The sequence below is a fragment of the Falsiroseomonas sp. HW251 genome (assembly GCF_050563545.1).
Lineage (GTDB): Bacteria > Pseudomonadota > Alphaproteobacteria > Acetobacterales > Acetobacteraceae > Falsiroseomonas.
On the sequence record NZ_JBNXUM010000024.1, the window covers coordinates 14,442 to 30,576 of the forward strand.

15 protein-coding genes are annotated in these 16,135 nt (G+C 68.9%); 9 read left to right on the forward strand and 6 right to left on the reverse strand.

Annotated features, from left to right (window positions below; translation table 11 throughout):
• Nucleotides 1-41 precede the first annotated feature (41 nt).
• A complete protein-coding gene (locus ACLF3M_RS24740; protein WP_430659656.1) occupies nt 42-1,100 on the reverse strand; it encodes a GlxA family transcriptional regulator in 1,059 nt (352 codons plus the stop codon).
• Nucleotides 1,101-1,219: 119 nt separating this feature from the next.
• Here ACLF3M_RS24740 and ACLF3M_RS24745 point away from each other — a divergent pair, with 119 nt between their 5' ends.
• The 5 genes from ACLF3M_RS24745 to ACLF3M_RS24765 all read left to right on the forward strand — a co-directional run bounded on the left by ACLF3M_RS24745 (nt 1,220) and on the right by ACLF3M_RS24765 (nt 7,607).
• The gene (locus ACLF3M_RS24745; RefSeq protein WP_430659657.1) at nt 1,220-2,503 is read left to right on the forward strand and encodes a vanadium-dependent haloperoxidase; all 1,284 of its coding nucleotides are present in this window, start codon (nt 1,220-1,222) and stop codon (nt 2,501-2,503) included.
• Between the two features lie 26 nt (nt 2,504-2,529).
• The gene (locus tag ACLF3M_RS24750; protein WP_430659658.1) at nt 2,530-2,781 is read left to right on the forward strand and encodes a hypothetical protein; all 252 of its coding nucleotides are present in this window, start codon (nt 2,530-2,532) and stop codon (nt 2,779-2,781) included.
• Between the two features lie 34 nt (nt 2,782-2,815).
• Nucleotides 2,816-2,980 carry a hypothetical protein gene (locus ACLF3M_RS24755; RefSeq protein ID WP_430659659.1) on the forward strand — a complete coding sequence of 55 codons (165 nt, stop codon included), beginning with the start codon at nt 2,816-2,818 and terminating at the stop codon, nt 2,978-2,980.
• Nucleotides 2,981-3,034: 54 nt separating this feature from the next.
• Complete coding sequence (locus ACLF3M_RS24760) at nt 3,035-3,424, forward strand: methyltransferase domain-containing protein (RefSeq protein ID WP_430659660.1); 390 nt, start codon at nt 3,035-3,037, stop codon at nt 3,422-3,424.
• 427 nt (nt 3,425-3,851) lie between these two features.
• Nucleotides 3,852-7,607, forward strand: coding sequence for a PAS domain-containing protein (locus tag ACLF3M_RS24765; protein ID WP_430659661.1), 3,756 nt, complete (start codon nt 3,852-3,854; stop codon nt 7,605-7,607).
• Here the strand turns inward: ACLF3M_RS24765 and ACLF3M_RS24770 are convergent.
• From ACLF3M_RS24770 to ACLF3M_RS24790, 5 genes are all read right to left on the reverse strand, one after another.
• Complete coding sequence (locus tag ACLF3M_RS24770) at nt 7,515-7,898, reverse strand: undecaprenyl-diphosphate phosphatase (RefSeq protein WP_430659662.1); 384 nt, start codon at nt 7,896-7,898, stop codon at nt 7,515-7,517. The genes ACLF3M_RS24765 and ACLF3M_RS24770 overlap by 93 nt on opposite strands.
• Nucleotides 7,899-7,943: 45 nt before the next feature.
• Entirely contained in the window at nt 7,944-8,117 is a 174-nt protein-coding gene (locus ACLF3M_RS24775; protein WP_430659663.1) for an IS3 family transposase, read from the reverse strand.
• A 161-nt stretch (nt 8,118-8,278) separates the two neighbouring features.
• On the reverse strand, nt 8,279-9,256 hold the full coding sequence (locus ACLF3M_RS24780) for a Bug family tripartite tricarboxylate transporter substrate binding protein (protein ID WP_430659664.1): 978 nt from the start codon (nt 9,254-9,256) through the stop codon (nt 8,279-8,281).
• Between the two features lie 58 nt (nt 9,257-9,314).
• Nucleotides 9,315-10,376: an amidohydrolase family protein gene (locus ACLF3M_RS24785; protein ID WP_430659665.1), complete on the reverse strand. Its 1,062-nt coding sequence runs from the start codon at nt 10,374-10,376 to the stop codon at nt 9,315-9,317.
• Between the two features lie 37 nt (nt 10,377-10,413).
• The gene (locus ACLF3M_RS24790) at nt 10,414-11,169 is read right to left on the reverse strand and encodes a TetR/AcrR family transcriptional regulator (protein ID WP_430659666.1); all 756 of its coding nucleotides are present in this window, start codon (nt 11,167-11,169) and stop codon (nt 10,414-10,416) included.
• 143 nt (nt 11,170-11,312) lie between these two features.
• Between ACLF3M_RS24790 and ACLF3M_RS24795 the strand changes: the two genes are divergently transcribed.
• The 4 genes from ACLF3M_RS24795 to ACLF3M_RS24810 are packed head-to-tail and all read left to right on the forward strand — an operon-like array spanning nt 11,313 to nt 16,134.
• Entirely contained in the window at nt 11,313-12,212 is a 900-nt protein-coding gene (locus tag ACLF3M_RS24795; protein ID WP_430659667.1) for an N-acyl homoserine lactonase family protein, read from the forward strand.
• Nucleotides 12,212-13,768, forward strand: coding sequence for a class I adenylate-forming enzyme family protein (locus ACLF3M_RS24800; protein ID WP_430659668.1), 1,557 nt, complete (start codon nt 12,212-12,214; stop codon nt 13,766-13,768). The genes ACLF3M_RS24795 and ACLF3M_RS24800 overlap by 1 nt, the downstream gene beginning before the upstream one ends.
• Nucleotides 13,769-13,811: 43 nt before the next feature.
• Entirely contained in the window at nt 13,812-15,002 is a 1,191-nt protein-coding gene (locus tag ACLF3M_RS24805) for an acyl-CoA dehydrogenase (protein WP_430659669.1), read from the forward strand.
• 7 nt (nt 15,003-15,009) lie between these two features.
• Nucleotides 15,010-16,134, forward strand: coding sequence for an acyl-CoA dehydrogenase family protein (locus ACLF3M_RS24810; protein WP_430659670.1), 1,125 nt, complete (start codon nt 15,010-15,012; stop codon nt 16,132-16,134).
• The last annotated feature ends 1 nt before the right edge of the window (nt 16,135 follow it).

The following is a 16,135-nucleotide window of genomic DNA, read 5'->3' on the forward strand; positions in this document are numbered from 1 at the left end:
TTGGCCACGCGACACCAGGTAGGCCCCGCTTTTCCAGGCCCCTAGCTGCCAGCCCTCGTGGTCCGCCGCGACTGGGCGAAGTCGGGGATGCGGAACCGCCTGCGGTAGGCGCCGGGCGCGAGCCCCGTGACACGGCGGAAGAGGCGGCGGAAGAAGGCCGGATCCTCGTAGCCTACCTGCCAGCTGATTTCGTCGACGGAGCTGCTCGTCCGCTCGAGCCGGCGCTTGGCGTCCTCGATCCGCAGCCGCTGCACGTAGGCGATCGGGGCAAGCCCGGTCGCGCCGGTAAAGCGGCGCTTGAAGGTGCGCTCGGCGAGCCCGGTCCGACGCACCATCTCCGCCACCGGATCCGCCACCTGGAAATGTCCCGCGACCCAGTCCTGCGCCGCCTCGATGGCGCGGTCCCCGTGATCGCGCCGGCCCTCGAACACCATGAAGGGCGTCAGCCCGTCTTGGTGCCATTGTAGGGCGAAGAACCGTGCCACGTCCTGCGCCGCCGTCGTCCCGGCGTGGCGCGCGATCAGGTAGAGAACCAGGTCGTGCCACGTCATGGACGCGCCGGAGCTGATCAGCTCCTCCTGCCGGCCAGCGACGACGAGCACGCGCTCGGGATGAATGCGCACGTCGGGATAGGCCTCGGCGAAGGCGCGCGCGTAGCCGAAATGCACCGTCGCATCCATGCCGTCGAACAGGCCGGTCTCTGCGATCAGGAAGATGCCGGAGCAGGCCGAGCAGAGCAGCGCGCCGCTCGCATGCATCGCGCGCAGCCATCGCACCAACTCGGGGTAGCGGCCCTTCCGCCATCCGTCGGGCCCGACGACGACGGAGGGCACGATGACGATGTCGGTTGCGCCGATGGTCTCGACCGCCCGTTGGACCATCACCGGCACGCGGCTGGCGAGCTCCAGCGGCCCCGGCCTCAGGCCCACGATCTCGACCTGGAACGGCTTCGGGCCGTCGGGGTCCAGCAGGGCGAAGGCGTTCATCACGTCAAAGATGCCGCTCAGGGTGGAGACCGCCGCATCGGGCAGTGCAAGCAGGGCGACGTGACGCGCGGCACCGGCGCCGCCGGGCGCGGATGCGGTCGGGGGTCCCGCCATGGCCCTCAGCCCTTCTGGTGGCACGAATGAACCGATCCTGGGCGAAACCGGCTCTGCCGTAAACACGACCGGACCGCGAGCATGGGCGCCGTTCCACGCGTGAGGAAGGACGCCCACCGATGACCGGCTTCATCACCAACCGCCGCCTGCTCTCGCTGAGGCTGCTGCAGGGCGCGGCCCTCGCGGCGGCCGCACCATCCCTGTCTAACTACGCGCTCGCGCGCGAGGACGCACGCGCCCCCGCCAGCGCCGTTCTCCGATGGAACTCGGTCGCCTCTGGCGCCTTCGCGCCGAGCCAGGGCACCAACCCGATGGCGCAGTCGCGCGTCTTCGCGATCCTGCACGCGGCGATCCATGACGCGCTGAACGCGATCGAGCCGCGCTACGCGCCCTACACGCCCGCCGTCTCCGCGGCACCACTTGCCTCCCCCGAGGCGGCCGTCGCCGCCGCCGCGCGGGAGGTGCTCGTCGCGCTGGTGCCGCAGCAGGCCGCCGCGATCGAGACCGCGTATGGACGCGCGCTCGCCCCGCTCCGCGACGCCGCGCCGAAGACGGCCGGCCTCGCGCTTGGCCGCGCCGCGGCGCTGACGACGCTGGAGCGCCGCCGCCAGGACGGCGCCGACCGGGCGGGCGAGGCCTATGTGCCGCGGTCCGGTCCCGGCGAATACCGGTTCACCCCACCCTTCGACTTCGCCGCGCAGCCGGGATGGGGCCGCGTGGACCCCTTCGCCATCTCCCTGCGGGAGCACCGGCTTCCCGGCCCGCTGCCGCTCGACAGCGCGGACTACGCGCGCGACGTCGCGGAGGTGAAGGAGATCGGGCACGCGGAGAGCGTCACGCGCACCGCCGAGCAGTCCGAGATCGCCCGCTTCTGGTACGAGGACTCGCCGCTCGGCTGGAACCGCATCGCAAACCAGGTGATCGGACGCTCCGGCCTCGACGCCTGGCAGGCGGCGCGCGCCTTCGCCCTGCTGCATTTCGCGATGGCCGACGGCTTCATCGCCGGCTTCGCCGAGAAATACCGGCACCGCTTCTGGCGCCCGGAGACCGCCATCCGCGCGGCAGCGGATGACGGCAATCCGCTGACCACGCCGGATCCAGGCTGGCAGCCCTTCCTGGTGACGCCGCCCGTACCGGACTACCCGTCCACCCACACCGTGCTGGGCTGGGCGGCGGCCGAAGTGCTGATCGCGCTCCTCGGCGACGGGGTGCCCTACGAGCTGACCAGCCTGACGCTGCCCGGCGTGACGCGAAGCTACCGCGGCTTTTCGACCGCCGCCGAGGAGAACGGGCTCTCCCGCCTCTACGCCGGGATCCACTTCCGGCACGCGATCGCCGCAGGACGCCGGCAGGGCCAGGGGATCGGCCGGGCCGTCGCGCAGGCGCTGCCGCCTTCCCGCTGATTACGAGAATGCAGGAGACAAGGACGATGGACATGCGTGCACTCGATCCCGCGAAGCTCGACGCGATGATCGCGCGTGCGGTCGGGGGCCTCTCGGCCGGCTATGGCGGCGTGATGGTGAGCCTCGGCCACCGGCTCGGCCTCTACAAGGCGATGGCCGGCGCCGGGCCGCTCACCGCGCGCGAGGTCGCGGGCCGTGCCGGCTGGGCGGAGCGCTATGTCCGCGAATGGCTCAACGCCCAGGTCGCCGGCGGCTACGTCGCCTATCACGCCGGTTAGCAGCACCTATGAGCTCACGCCCGAGCAGGCCTTCGTGTTCGCCGACAAGCACAGCGCCTGCTTCATGCCGAATGCCTGGGCGGTGCCGGCCTCGATGTGGTTCGACGAGGACAAGGCAATCGAGGCCTTCCGTACCGGCGAGGGCATTTCCTGGGGCGACCATGACGGGCGGCTCTACTGCGGCGTCGCCGCCTTCTAACGCAATGCCTATCGTGCCAGCCTCGTCCCGGAATGGCTGCCGGCGCTCGACGGCGTGGTGGAGAAGCCCGGTGCCGGCGCCCTCGTCGCTGATGTCGGCTGCGGGCACGGGCATTCCGCGATGCTGATGGCGCAAGCCTTCCCGGCGTCCCGCTTCCGCGGCTTCGACGCGCATGCGGCCTCCATCGCGGAGGCGCGCCGGCTCGCCGCGGAGGCCGGGCTCGCGGACCGCGTGAGTTTCGAGCCCGGCCGCGCGAGCGACTATCCCGGCACGGCCTACGACCTGATTTGCTTCTTCGACTGCCTGCACGACATGGGCGACCCGGTCGCCGCCGCCGCCCACGCCATGCGCGCCCTCGCACCGGATGGCACGGTGATGCTGGTCGACCCCTTCGCCCGCGACCATGTCGAAGGCAACATCTCCCCGGTCGGCCGGCTCTACTAACGCCGCCTCCACCACGCTCTGCTGCGCGCATGCGATCGCTGATGGCGGGCGCCTGGTGCTCGGCGCGCAGGCGGGCGAGGCGCGGCTTGGCCGCTGACAGCAACGCATCTTCGGCGGTCGCAGAATGCGCCGGTCTACGTTGTGCTCGGCGACCTGGTCGCTCTGGTCGGGCTTTGCCTGGCCATTGCCTCGAAGTCGCTCACTGAGGCCTCGTGGCGTATTGTCGCCTGAGCGACCGAGGGCGAGAGGCAGCAAGGGTCCGAAATGAGCGTCGACACGCCGTTGCGATGCTGTCGTCCAGACCCGTTCATGCTTCCACGGCCGCAAGCCTAATTGTCCGTCAGGCGCATGTGCCATCGCGTTTGACTTGTCGCCTGGGAACCGCCAAAAGACCTGGCCGGCAGATCCGTTGTAAACTGGAACGTCGTTGGGAACTGACGCGAGCAATTCCGGCGCGCATGGACTGTCAGATGAGAGCCCCCGAGGCGAGATCCCGGCGACCCGGGATCGGCTGCACCTCGTCCTTGACGCTGCGGATCTCGGCTACTTCGAGCTCGACTTGGCGACGGACACGACGTCGGCTCGATCGCTGCGTCACGATCAGATTTTTGGCTATGCCGCTTTGCAGCGTGACTGGGGGCGGGCGGTAGCCGAGCAGCACGTCGTCGAGGAGGACCGGCCTGCCTTCCGGAAAGCCTTCGCCGATGCGCTCGACACCGGCAGGCTGGCCGTCGAGGTGCGGGCGCGTTGGCCGGACGGCTCGGTCCATTGGATCTCGGCGAACGGTCGCACCTACTACGATGGAGCGGGCCGGCCTGTATCCATCGCGGGCGTCGTCGCAGACATCACCGCCCGGAAGGCGGCAGAGGCCGCCCTGCGCGCAGCGGAAGCAAGGCAGGCATTCCTCGTGCGACTGGGCGACGCGCTGCGCCCGCTTGATGATCCTGCCGTCATGCAGACCGCGGCCTGCCGGCTGCTTGTCGAGGCGCTCAGCGCGGACCGCGCCAGTTTCGGCGAGTTCCGGACGACGGACGGCATAGCTCTCTACCGTGCCGGCTATGCACGCGAAGGCATCGCGAGCGTCGCCGCCTGCCGCGAGCTCGCCGACTTCGACGAGGTCGTCGCCGCGCTGCGCACGGGCGAGCCCTGCGTCATCGACGACACCGAGGCGTCGCCGCTGCTGACCGAGCGTTCACGGGCTGCCTATCGTGCGCTCGGGATGCGCGCCTTCGCGTCTGTGCCGCTCTTGCGGGCGGGTGACGTGGCCTGGACGCTGAACGTGAACACCATGGCACCCCGTGCGTGGTCACTCCAGGACATCGCCCTGCTGCGGGAAGTGGCCGAGCGCACCTGGGACACCGCCGAGCGCGCGCGCGCGGTGGCAGCACTCCGCGTCAGCGAGGAGCTGCACAGCCTGGCCCTCGATGCAGCCGGCATGGGCATCTTCGTGCGCGACCTCGATGAAGGTCGGATCGAAGCGGACGAGCGAGCGCTCGAGCTCGCCGGCCTTAATGCCTACGGCCCTCGCGACCGACGGGCCGCGCTCTTCGAACGCATCCACCCCGAAGACCGCGATCGTCACACCGCGGCCGTGATTGCTGCGACCAACCCGGGCAGCCCCGGGCTGCTGAGCGAGACGGTCCATATCGTGCTGCCCGACGGGCGTGATCGCTGGCTTTCCATCAAGGGTCGCACGACCTTCGCAGGCGAGCCGCGGCGGGCCGTGCGCATCGCGGGCGTCGTCACTGATGTCACGGATATCCGGCAGTCAAGCCGGCTTGCTGAGGAAAGCCAGGAGAGGCTGCGCCTGGCGCAGGCCGTCTCCGGCATCGGCGTCTTCGACCAGGACATGGCGACCGGCCGCATCGTCTGGAGCGAGGAGCAGGCCCGCATCTACGGGGTTTCCCTGGCCGATATCGGCGCGAGCTACGAAGGATGGTGCAGGCTGCTGCTTCCCGAGGACCTTGCTGCGACGGATCGCCAGTTCACCGAGGGAGTCGCGAAGCGCACGCCGCGGCTTCGCAGCGGCTTCCGCATTCGCCGTCCGGACGGCGAGATCCGCCACATTGAGGCGATCACCTCGATCACCTACGACGAGGCGGGCACGCCGCTGCGTCTGCTCGGCGTCAACATGGATGTGACCGACCGTGCCCGTGCCGTGGCGGCCCTTGCCGAAAGCGAGGAGCGCCTCAGGCTTTCGCAGGAGGCAGCCAGGGTCGGTTTCTGGGATCTCGATATTGCCACGGGACGCGTCGTCTGTTCGGCTGAATACTGCCTCCTGTTCGGACTCGATCCCGGCGGACCCGGTCACCGCACCGTGGACGAATGGCTAGCGCAGCTGCATCCCGGCGATCGTGACAGGGTTCGGGCGGACGCGGCAGCCGCGCGGGTCTCCGGGCGCTACGAGACGGAGTATCGCATCCTGCTGCCCGACGGCCGCACGCGCTCGCTCATGTCACGCGGGATGGTCCGCTACGACGGCAGCCGGCGGCCGGTTCGCTTCATCGGACTGGTCGCGGACGTAACCGCCCTGCGCGAAAGCGAGCTTCGGATGCGGCTCGCGATCGAGGGCACCGGTTTCGCAACCTGGGACCACGACGTCCAGAGCGGGAAGACCGTCTGGTCGGCGAACCACTTCACGCTGTTCGGCTATGAGCCTGACCCGACCGGCCGGGCCACCTATGCCATGTGGGAAGACTGCCTCCATCCCGAAGATCGGGATTCCGTGAGGAATGTGTTGCAGGCCGCACGGCAGGACGAGCCGTTCCGGATTGCCTACCGGATTCGGCGCGTCGGCGACCGCGCCGAGCGCTGGATGGAGAGCTTCGGCTGCGTGGTGGAGAGCATGCCAGACGGCCCGCCACTGCGCAGGCTCGGCGTCACCATGGACATCACTGAGCGACAGAAGCTGGAAGCCGAGCTGCGCCAGGCGCAAAAGCTCCAGGCGCTGGGTCAGCTCGCCGGCGGCGTTGCGCATGACTTTAACAACGTGCTGCAGGCCGTCACTGGTGGCGTCCGGCTGCTTCTGCGCCAGGCCGGCGACGCGGACGCGGTCAGGCGCTACGCGGCGGTGGTTCTGCAGTCGGCCGACCGCGCCGCTGCCATCACGCGGCGCCTCCTCGTTCTCGCGCGCCGCGGGGAATTGCATCCTGAACAGGTGGATGCGGCGGCGCTGCTCGGTTCCATGCGCGACATGCTGGCTTCAGCAATCGGTCCGGGCATCCGGCTGCGGCTTGCCGCGCCGTCCGGGCTGCCGCCGCTGCTGGCTGATCAGTCCGAACTGCAGACGGCCTTGATCAACCTCGCGACCAATGGCCGCGATGCGATGCCTGATGGCGGCACGCTCTCGTTCGAGGTGGAAGCGGAGCGGCATGGCGCGGACACTCCATCGCCCCCGGGCCCGGGGGCGTGGATCCGGATCGCGGTGCGCGATACCGGCGTGGGCATGGACCCCGCGACATTGTCCCGCGCGCTCGAGCCGTTCTTCTCGACCAAGCCTGTCGGCCAGGGCACGGGGCTGGGGCTGCCGATGGTCAAGGGCTTCGTCGAGCAGTCCGGCGGCTCTCTCGTCCTTGACAGCAAGGTCGGACAGGGCACGACGGTGACGCTGTGGCTGCCACAGGCCGGCGGCTTGGCTGACGGGCGCGAGGCGGGGGCGGAGGCGGAACCGAGCGTCGCCGCGGTCCAACGCATCCGCGTGCTCGTCGTGGACGATGAAGAGCCGGTCCGGGAGACGCTGGCCGAGGAACTCGATTATCTCGGCTGCACCGTGACCACGGCCGCGTCAGGGCTGGAGGGGCTCGCCAGGCTCGACGAGAGCCCGGCGATCCAGGCGATGATCGCCGACCTCGCGATGCCGGGCATGGACGGTCTTTCTCTGATCCAAGAAGCGCGCAAGCGGCGCCCCGGCCTGCCGGTCGTCCTCCTCACGGGCTATGCGGGCGACATTGCCGAGCCCGGGACAGCTGGAACCGAAGCGCCCTTCCGGCTTCTGTCCAAACCCTCGTCCGGCACGCACATCGTCGAGGCTCTGACCGATCTGCTCGGAGCGCGACCGGGCGAACGCGTGAATGTCGCGGATCCTGCAGACCTAGCGCTGCGCCGACCAGACCAGGATCAGCAGCCCCAGCGCGATCCGATACCAGCCAAAGGGGGCAAAGCCGATCCGGCTGATCTTGGCTAATATCCACCGCAGCACGGCCAATGCGACCACAAAGGATACCGCAAAGTCGATCATGAGCTGGCCCAGCCCGACTTCGTCCAGCGATGCGCGTCCCTGCCACAAGCTGTAGACGGTGGCGGCCAGCATGGTGGGGGTGGCGAGCATGAAGCTGAGCTCCATGGTCGTGCGGCGATCCACCCCAGCCAGCAGCGCCACGATGATGGTCGCCGCGGAGCGCGACGTGCCCGGGATCATGGCCAGTGCCTGCCCGAGGCCGGTCAGCAGCGCCGTCGAGGCTCCGATCTCCAGCACCGAGCCGATCCGGCGTGTGGGCTTCCCCCGCCTTCGCGGACACTGTTACCCGGCTGATGCCGCGCGATGGAACGCTGCTGCTTTCTGCTCGGGCGCGACATAGGCGAGCGCGGAGTGCGAGCGGCGTCGGTTATAGAATTCCTCGATGTAGTGGAACACGTCAGCCCTGGCCTCGTCGCGCGTCTGGTAGTCGGCTTCCTCGACGAGCTCGCCTTTCACGTGGAAGAGAAGCTCTCCATCGGCGGCGTTCCGCCGAGCCTGGAGCAGCGCCCGATCGGTCGGCCCCTGGGCTGCTCGACTTGTCGACTATCGGCCGTGGGCTGTACCAGCCCCTCCCGAATCCTCGGCAAGCGTTCTCGACGTCGCAGCAGGCTGGGTCGTCATTCCACGCGAATGCCGAGACGCCTGATCAGCGGCCCCCAGCGGTCGTATTCGGACCGGATGTAGCGCCCGAGATCGTCGACTGTCGAGCTCTGCGGCACGAAGCCCAGCTGCGCGAAGCGTTCCTTCGTCACCTCGGACTGGACGGCGGCGGTGACGGCGGCGTTGAGGATCGCGATGGTCTCGCGCGGCGTCGCGGCGGGCGCGACGACCGCGAACCAGGTGAAGGCCACAAGATCGGGATGGCCGGATTCCGCGAATGTCGGCACGTCGGGCACGACCGGCGAGCGGACGTCGTCGAAGTTGCCGATGATGCGGATGTGCCCCGACGCATGCAGCGGTGCCAGGGTGGCGAGCGCGTCGACGAGCGCATCGACATTGCCCGCTGCGAGATCGTTGAGCGCCGGCGCCGTGCCGCGATAGGGCACCTCGGTCATGTCGAGCCCGAGCGAGAGATTGGCGAGCGCATTCACGAGCTGCGAATTGGCGCCGGTGCCAGGCGAGCCGTAGTTCAGCCTGCCCGGCCTGGCGCGCACATAGTTGCGGAACTCGGCGATCGTGTGCACCGGCAGGGCAGTCTTTACCGCCAGGCCCAGCGGCACCTTCACCGCCATACCGACCGGAGCGAAGTCCTCCACCCGATAGGGCAGCCGTGCATAGATGTGCGGGTTGGTGCAGAGCGTCGTCGTCGGCACCATAAGCAGCGTGTGCCCATCAGGCGTCGCCGTCGCGACGGCACGGGCACCAAGGATGGTGCTGTCGCCCGGCCGGTTCTCAACGATGACCTGGGTCCGAAGAGGTGCTCGCATCTGCTCGGCGATCACGCGCGATGCGACATCGGTCGGTCCGCCCGCCGCATAAGGCACGACCAGCGTCACCGGGCGGTTCGGGAATCCCTGGCCCCGGGCCGGTCCGGCGGCGAACGCCGCCAGGCCCATTGAGGCCGCGAGCGCGCCCCGGCGCGTCGTCGCCGTCATGAACGTCTTCCTCCGACTTGCCTTTGTGGGCCGAGGCTCGTGCAGGGGTAGTCGAGAGTCAATCCGAATTTTCCTCGGAAATCAGCTGCGGCAGGCTGTAGGTCCGTGCCGCCGTGTCGTGGAACAACGCCGCCTTTTCGTCAGCCGAGGCGTCGGCCGCGATGCGCTTGAAGGCGTTCCAGGCCACGGCATAGGAGAACATGGCCTTGTCCACCGGGAAGTTGCTCTCGAACATGCAGCGCGCGGCGCCGAAGGCCTCGATGCAGGTCGCGAACCACGGCCGCCAGCGCGCCGCGAGTTCGGCCGAGCCAGGCGGCACCGGCCGGTCATGGTGGCGTGCGCCGGTGATGATCATGCCCAGGCCGCCGAGCTTCACGACGACGTTCGGGCACCGCGCCAGCGCTTCGATGTCGTGCCGCCACGCCGCGAAGATGTTCTCTGGCTGCGTCTGATAGGGACCGATGCCCAGCGGGCACCCCAGATGGTCCAGCACGATCCGCAACCTCGGCAGCGACTGCGCCACCGCCGTGAGTTCCGGGAGCTGCGCGTGGTAGAGCATGGCATCGAAACTCAGCCCGAGCCTGGCGAGCACGCCAAGCCCGGCCCTGACCTCCGGCGTAGCCAGCATGCCCGGCGGCGCGGGGCGGAGCACGATGCCGTCGGGGAAATGCTCGTCGCGCGCGAAGCTCTGCCGGACGCCGCGCAGGCTTCCCTGCGCAGCGGCCAGATGCGCTTCGATCACCTCCTCGACCTTCTCGCCGAGCCGGAGGTCGGCATGCACCACCATGCCGGCGGCGATGGCGGTACGGACGCCTGCGGCCCTCGCGGCCTCGGCGATGGCGACCACGCTCTCGGTTTCGCCGACCGGCCGCAGACGATCGGGGCCGGTCTCGCGATAGGCGTAATGCGCCTCGACGAAGACGGTCGCGCGGACGTCGTGGCCGCTCGCGAGGTCGGCGGCGATCTCATCCCGCAGATAGGGCACGCCATCCTGCACCCAGAGGTGATGATGCGGGTCGATGATCGGCTGGCCGGGGTCGAGGATTGCCTCTTCGTGCAGCGCGAGCCAGGCGGGGCGGGGCGCGGGATAGCGATAGGGGCCCGTCACGTCGAGCGCCATGGCGTGGTCTTCCCTCTTCCGGAATGGGTGTCGGTCTCTACGGCCGCTTGGCAGTCCGGGCGCGGGGACGCGCCGGCAGGCGCTTGGTGTCGGGAAGCGGCGGCAGCAGCGCCGCGATCAGCCGTCCCAGAATGGAATTGGTGGCCTTCATGAGATCCCGCGGCTTGCGGTAGATCAGCCAGGTGATGATGATCTGGTTGACAGAGCCGTTGAGGATGGTCGCCGTCTCGTAGGGATTGGCATCGGCGGCCCACTCGCCCTGCGCCTCGCCCTCCCGAAGGAGCCAGAGGATGACGCGGACGTAGTCGTCCACGGCGTGCCTCACCGGGCTGTCGCCCACCAGCACGCTGGGCCAGATCTCGAGGTAGAGCGTCCGCGCCCAGTCGGGATTGCGCCGCGCGAAGTCCGCGGCAAGCCAGAGATACAGCCGCAGCCGTTCCCGCGCGCTCAGGGTCGCCGGCGCGACCTCGGCATACTCCCGGTAAAACCGCGCAAGGTGCGTGCTGGGGACCGCGAAGGCGATGTCTTCCTTGCTCGGGTAGTACTCGTAGATCGAGGAGACCGGCACGCCCGCCTCGGCCGCGATGTCGCCGAGCCGCGCGCGAGAGATGCCATCACGCGCGAAGACCAGCAGCGCCGCGCGCAGGATCTCCTGCTGGCGCTTGCGCGAGCGTTCCTGCTTCGGCTGCTCGCCGGATGAAGCGGGCTCGCGCGCGAGCCCGGCCAGGAAATCGGTCCAGCCCGCCGGGGTCATCGACCCGGTCACGGCGCGCGCCGGATGTTGGCTGGTCATCGGGCGTGCCTTGCCTTTCCACTGAGGGCCGGCCCGCCGGGACAGGGGGCGACGCCGGTCGATGCCTACGGGCGACGGCGACGGACCGCAAGCGCCGCGCGTCGATGTGGAATCACTAAACTGAATAATTTTCGGTTTTATGCTTGACGTCAACGGCGGCTTGCCCGGAAACTGCCGCCTGCCAAGAGCAAGATCGATCGGGGAAGGATCGCCCATGTGCCATCGCCAGAGCATGCCAAGGTCGCGGCCGGGCTGACGCGCCGGTGTTCGAGATCCATACGCTGCGGGTGGGCGAACTGCTGCTGCCGCATAACGGCGGCATCCTCCGCGATCCGATTCATGCCTGGCTGGTCACGGACGGCGCGAGGTCGATCCTGGTCGACAGCGGCATGCCGGACATGGCGGAAGTCCGCCGCCGGCTGAACGTGGACGGCAGCGGCGGCGGCCATGAATCGCTTCGCGAGGCCCTCGCCCGCATCGGCAGGAAGCCGGAGGACGTCAGCCACGTCGTGCTGACCCACCTGCATTTCGACCACGCCTGGAACCTCGACCTGTTCCCGCAGGCGTGCGCCATCGTGCAGCGCGACGAGGTAATGCACGCGATCGACCCCGTGCCGACGCAGAGGATCTACTATCTGCGGGAAGCCGTGACGGGCCTGCTGGGACGCAAGCGGCCTTCGGCGTTCCGCCTGGTCGATGGTGACGTCGATTTCCTGCCGGGATTTCGACTGCTGAAGACGCCCGGACACACGCCGGGCATGCAGGTGGCGATCGTCGATACCGCGCGCGGTCGGGTCGGCCTTGTCTCCGATCTCGGCGATCACTACCGGTACTGGTACCCCGCGGATCCGCGCGCCAACGAAGCGCCACTGCGCTTCCTGAGCGGCAGCTTCATGCCGGGTCCGATCCGCAGCGAGGGCGAGCTGGCCTATGCCGACAGCATGCGACGGGTGAAGGATCTCGCGGAGATCGTGGTGCCTGCGCATGACGCGCGCATCCCGGTGCAACTGCCGCGCGACTGGTTCGAGCTTCCGCCGGGGTGATGGCAAGCGTCATGGCCAATCTCGCCGACCATCTCTTCCGCCAAGCCGCGACGCGGCCGGACAAATGCGCGCTGATCTTCGGGGAGCGGCGCTGGACCTATGCCATGCTCGCGACGGAGGTCTCGCAGCTCGCCGGCGATCTCGGGCGGTTCGGCATCAGCGCGGGAACCCGTATCGGGCTGATGGTCAGCGCGCGGCCGGAGTTCATCCTGTACCAGCAGGCGGCCTTCGCCCTGGGCGCGATCGTCGTGCCGCTCAACATCTTCTATCGCCACGGCGAGATCATCCACGCAGTGACGAGCTGCGACCTCGAATGGCTGGTGATGGATGGCGCCTACCGCGAACGCCTGCCGGACCGGGCGGAGGTGCTGACGCTGAAAGGCGTGCTGCTGCTCGACGAACTCGGCGACAACGGTTGGGTACGGGCCGCCTCGGGCATCGCCGGTCTTGGCGCCAGCCTGCCGGCCCCGGTTCCGCGCGCCCCGGACGATGTCTGCATGATGCTGAACACCAGCGCCACGACGGGCAAGGCCAAGGGCGTGATGCTGACACTGGCCAATATCCGGGCGAACTACGACCCGACACCGGGCTGGCTGGGGCTCGACGAGCACACTGTGACGCTCTGCGCGCTGCCGCTCTACAACACCTTCGGCCTCAACCAGGGCATCAACGCGCTGATGGTCACCGGCGGCACGATGGTGCTGATGCCGCGTTTCGATGCCGAGGCCTGCCTCAAGGCGATCCACGAGCATCGCTGCACCTTCTTCCCGGCCGTGCCGACCATGCTGCAGAAGCTGGTCGATCACCCCGACGCGCCGCGCTACGACCTGCGCTCGATCAAGGTGATCATGACGGGCGCCGCGCCCGTGCCGGCGGCGCTGCTGGAGCGCATCGACGCGACGATGGGGCGCGACACCCGGGTGATGACGGGCTATGGGCTGACCGAAGCCGCCGCGATCGTCTCGCTCGAGCGCGTGGAACTCGATGCTGCCGGCCGCGTGGCACGGCCGAAATCCATCGGCCGCGTGCTGCCGGGTATCGAATGGCGCATCGAGCGCGAGGACGGCACCATCGCCGCGCCCGGAGAAGTCGGCGAGATCTGCATCCGCGGCCCTGGCGTCATGGCCGGCTACTACAAGCAGCCCGAGGAGACCGCGAAAGCCATCCGCAAGGGCTGGCTGCACAGCGGCGACCTCGGCCTGATCGATGCGGACGGCTACGGCTACATCGTCGATCGCAAGAAGGATGTCATCATCCGCGGCGGGCAGAACATCTATCCCGCCGATGTGGAGGAAGTAATCTACCACATCCCCGGCGTGCGCGAGGTCGCGGTGATCGCGGCACCCGACGACGTCCTGGGCGAGATCGTCGTCGCCTATGTCGCCGCCGAGCCCAGTGCGGCCCTCGACGAAGCCGGCGTCATCGCCCGCTGCAAGCAGGAACTGGCGATCTACAAGGTGCCGGCTTCCGTGCATTTCCTCGACGAGCTTCCCAAGGGACCAACCGGGAAGATCCTGCGCCGCGGCCTGCGCCACATGCGGGCCCCCGCCACATGACCAGGACCTGCGGTTTCATGAATGATGCAACGGAGGCCGGCCGATGACGATGGCCGACACACCCGAGGAAGCACGCTTCCGCGACGAATTGCGGGGCTGGCTGCGCGACAACCTGCCGGAGGGCTGGGGGCGCACGGTCTTCGAGCCGAAGGACGAGGATGAGCGCGCCCGCTTCCGGCTGGAATGGGAACGCAAGCTGTATCGCGGCGGCTGGAATGGCATCGCCTGGCCGAAGGAATACGGCGGCCGCGGCGCGACGCTCAGTGAGCAGGCGATCTTCGCCGAGGAGATGGCGCATGCCGCCGCACCTGAGGCGATCAACATCATCGGTCACAACCTGACCGGCCCGACCCTGATCCATCACGGGACGGAGGCGCAGCGCCGTCGCTTCCTGCCCCGGATCCTGTCCTGCGAGGATGTGTGGTGCCAGGGCTTCTCCGAACCCAATGCGGGCTCGGATCTCGCTTCGTTGAAATGTCGCGCGGTACTCGATGGCGATCACTTCGTGGTCACGGGGCAGAAGGTCTGGACCAGCTTCGCGCAATACGCGGATTGGTGCTTCCTGCTGGCCCGCACCGACCCGACCGCCCCGAAGCACCAGGGCATCAGCTTTCTGCTTGTGGACATGAAGAGCCCGGGCATCACGCTCCGCCCCCTCAAGCAGATCTCAGGCGAGAGCGAGTTCAACGAGACCTTCTTCGACGAGGTCCGCGTGCCCGCGGAGAACCTGGTCGGCGAGCTAAATGCCGGCTGGAAGATCGCGATGACCACGTTGACCTATGAGCGCGGGCCAGAGGACGCGCTGGGGCGGCAGATCCGCTTCAAGCAGGAGCTGGATCGCCTGCTGCACACACTGTCGGGGCTGAAGCACGCGGGACGCAGCGTGATCGAGGATCCGCTGACGCGCCAGAAGCTGGGCAAGGCGATCGTCGATCTCGAAGTCATGCGGCTCAACTGCCTGCGGAGCTTCAGTCGGCTGCTGCATGGCGGCCCACGCGGCGCGGATGCCTCGATGAACAAGCTCTACTGGAGCCATGTCTGCCAGGACATGTACGAACGCGCGCTCGACACGCTCGGTCCCCTGGCGCCGCTGGAGGATGGTGACCCGCTGTCGCCGGCCTCGGGGCGCTATGCCCTGTCCTGGCTGCATTCGAAGGCCTTCACGATCTATTCCGGCTCGTCAGAGATCCAGCGCAACATCGTCGCCGAGCGGGTGCTCGGCCTGCCGCGGTAGGTCCGTCATGGATTTCGAGTTCACGCCCGACCAGCGGCAGATGCAGGAGAGCATCCGTGCGCTGCTCGCCACGCGGTACGATCTGGCGCGGCTGCGGCAGATAACGGATGAGAAGGGCTTTGATGAGACGCTTTGGCAGGCGCTGGCCGAGGCCGGCGTCTTCGCCGTGATGGTCCCGGAGGCGCATGACGGCCTTGGCCTGGCGCCGGTGGATGCGGTGCTTCTGGTCGAGGAGTTCGGGCGGGCGCTCGCGCCCGCGCCGGTGGTCGAGACGATGCTGGCAGCGGTGCTGATCGCGCGCTTCGGCACGCCGGACCAGCAGGCGACGTATCTGCCACGTATCGCAGGCGGCGCCCTGCGCGTGACGCTGGCTCATGCCGAGGCGGAAGCCGGTCCTGGCAGCGAGGATATTGGTCTGCGCGCCGTCGAGCAGGGCAACGCGTGGAAGCTGCATGGCGCCAAGATCCTGGTGCCGAATGCCGGCGTTGCAGACCTGCTGCTGGTGACGGCCCGCTTCGGCGAGGCCGGTCAGCTGGGCATCGCGCTCTGTGAACCCGGAGCAACGGGCCTCACGCGGCGGGAGCAGGCGACGTTGGATCTAGCCTCCCGGCATCATGCGCTGGAGTTCGCCGGTGTCGTCGCGGATGTCCTCGGCGGCACTCCGGACGCGGCGGCGGTCGAGCTTCTGGTGGATCTCGGCGCTGCGGCCGCGGCGGCGGAGATGGCGGGTATCGCCTCGCGCGTGCTGGATGACAGCGTCGCCTATGCGGCGCAGCGCGTCCAGTTCGGCAAGCCCATCGGCAGCTTCCAGGCCATCAAGCACAAATGCGCCGACATCGCGACCGCGGTCGAGGGTGCGCGCTCCGCTGCCTATGGCGCCGCCCTGGCGATGTCAGGCACCGGGGACACGATCAAGCCCGTCTCCATCGCCAAGGCCTTCGCCGGAGAGACCGCGCGCCGCGCCTGCAACGACGCCATCCAGATCCATGGCGGCATCGGCTTCACCTGGGACCTCGGCCTGCACCTCTGGCTGCGGCGCACGCGACTTCTCGAGACGACCTACGGCGATGTCGCCTGGCACCAGGAACGGGTGCTGGCGCGATCGCTGGTCGAACTCGGCCTGGGCGGCTGAC

Bases quoted from the DNA above. Each gene is read 5' to 3' on its own strand.
- ACLF3M_RS24740 (WP_430659656.1), bottom strand. From the start codon at position 1,100: ATGGCGGGACCCCCGACCGCATCCGCGCCCGGCGGCGCCGGTGCCGCG.
- ACLF3M_RS24745 (WP_430659657.1), top strand. From the start codon at position 1,220: ATGACCGGCTTCATCACCAACCGCCGCCTGCTCTCGCTGAGGCTGCTG.
- ACLF3M_RS24750 (WP_430659658.1), top strand. From the start codon at position 2,530: ATGGACATGCGTGCACTCGATCCCGCGAAGCTCGACGCGATGATCGCG.
- ACLF3M_RS24780 (WP_430659664.1), bottom strand. From the start codon at position 9,256: ATGACGGCGACGACGCGCCGGGGCGCGCTCGCGGCCTCAATGGGCCTG.
- ACLF3M_RS24785 (WP_430659665.1), bottom strand. From the start codon at position 10,376: ATGGCGCTCGACGTGACGGGCCCCTATCGCTATCCCGCGCCCCGCCCC.
- ACLF3M_RS24790 (WP_430659666.1), bottom strand. From the start codon at position 11,169: ATGACCAGCCAACATCCGGCGCGCGCCGTGACCGGGTCGATGACCCCG.
- ACLF3M_RS24800 (WP_430659668.1), top strand. From the start codon at position 12,212: ATGGCAAGCGTCATGGCCAATCTCGCCGACCATCTCTTCCGCCAAGCC.
- ACLF3M_RS24805 (WP_430659669.1), top strand. From the start codon at position 13,812: ATGACGATGGCCGACACACCCGAGGAAGCACGCTTCCGCGACGAATTG.
- ACLF3M_RS24810 (WP_430659670.1), top strand. From the start codon at position 15,010: ATGGATTTCGAGTTCACGCCCGACCAGCGGCAGATGCAGGAGAGCATC.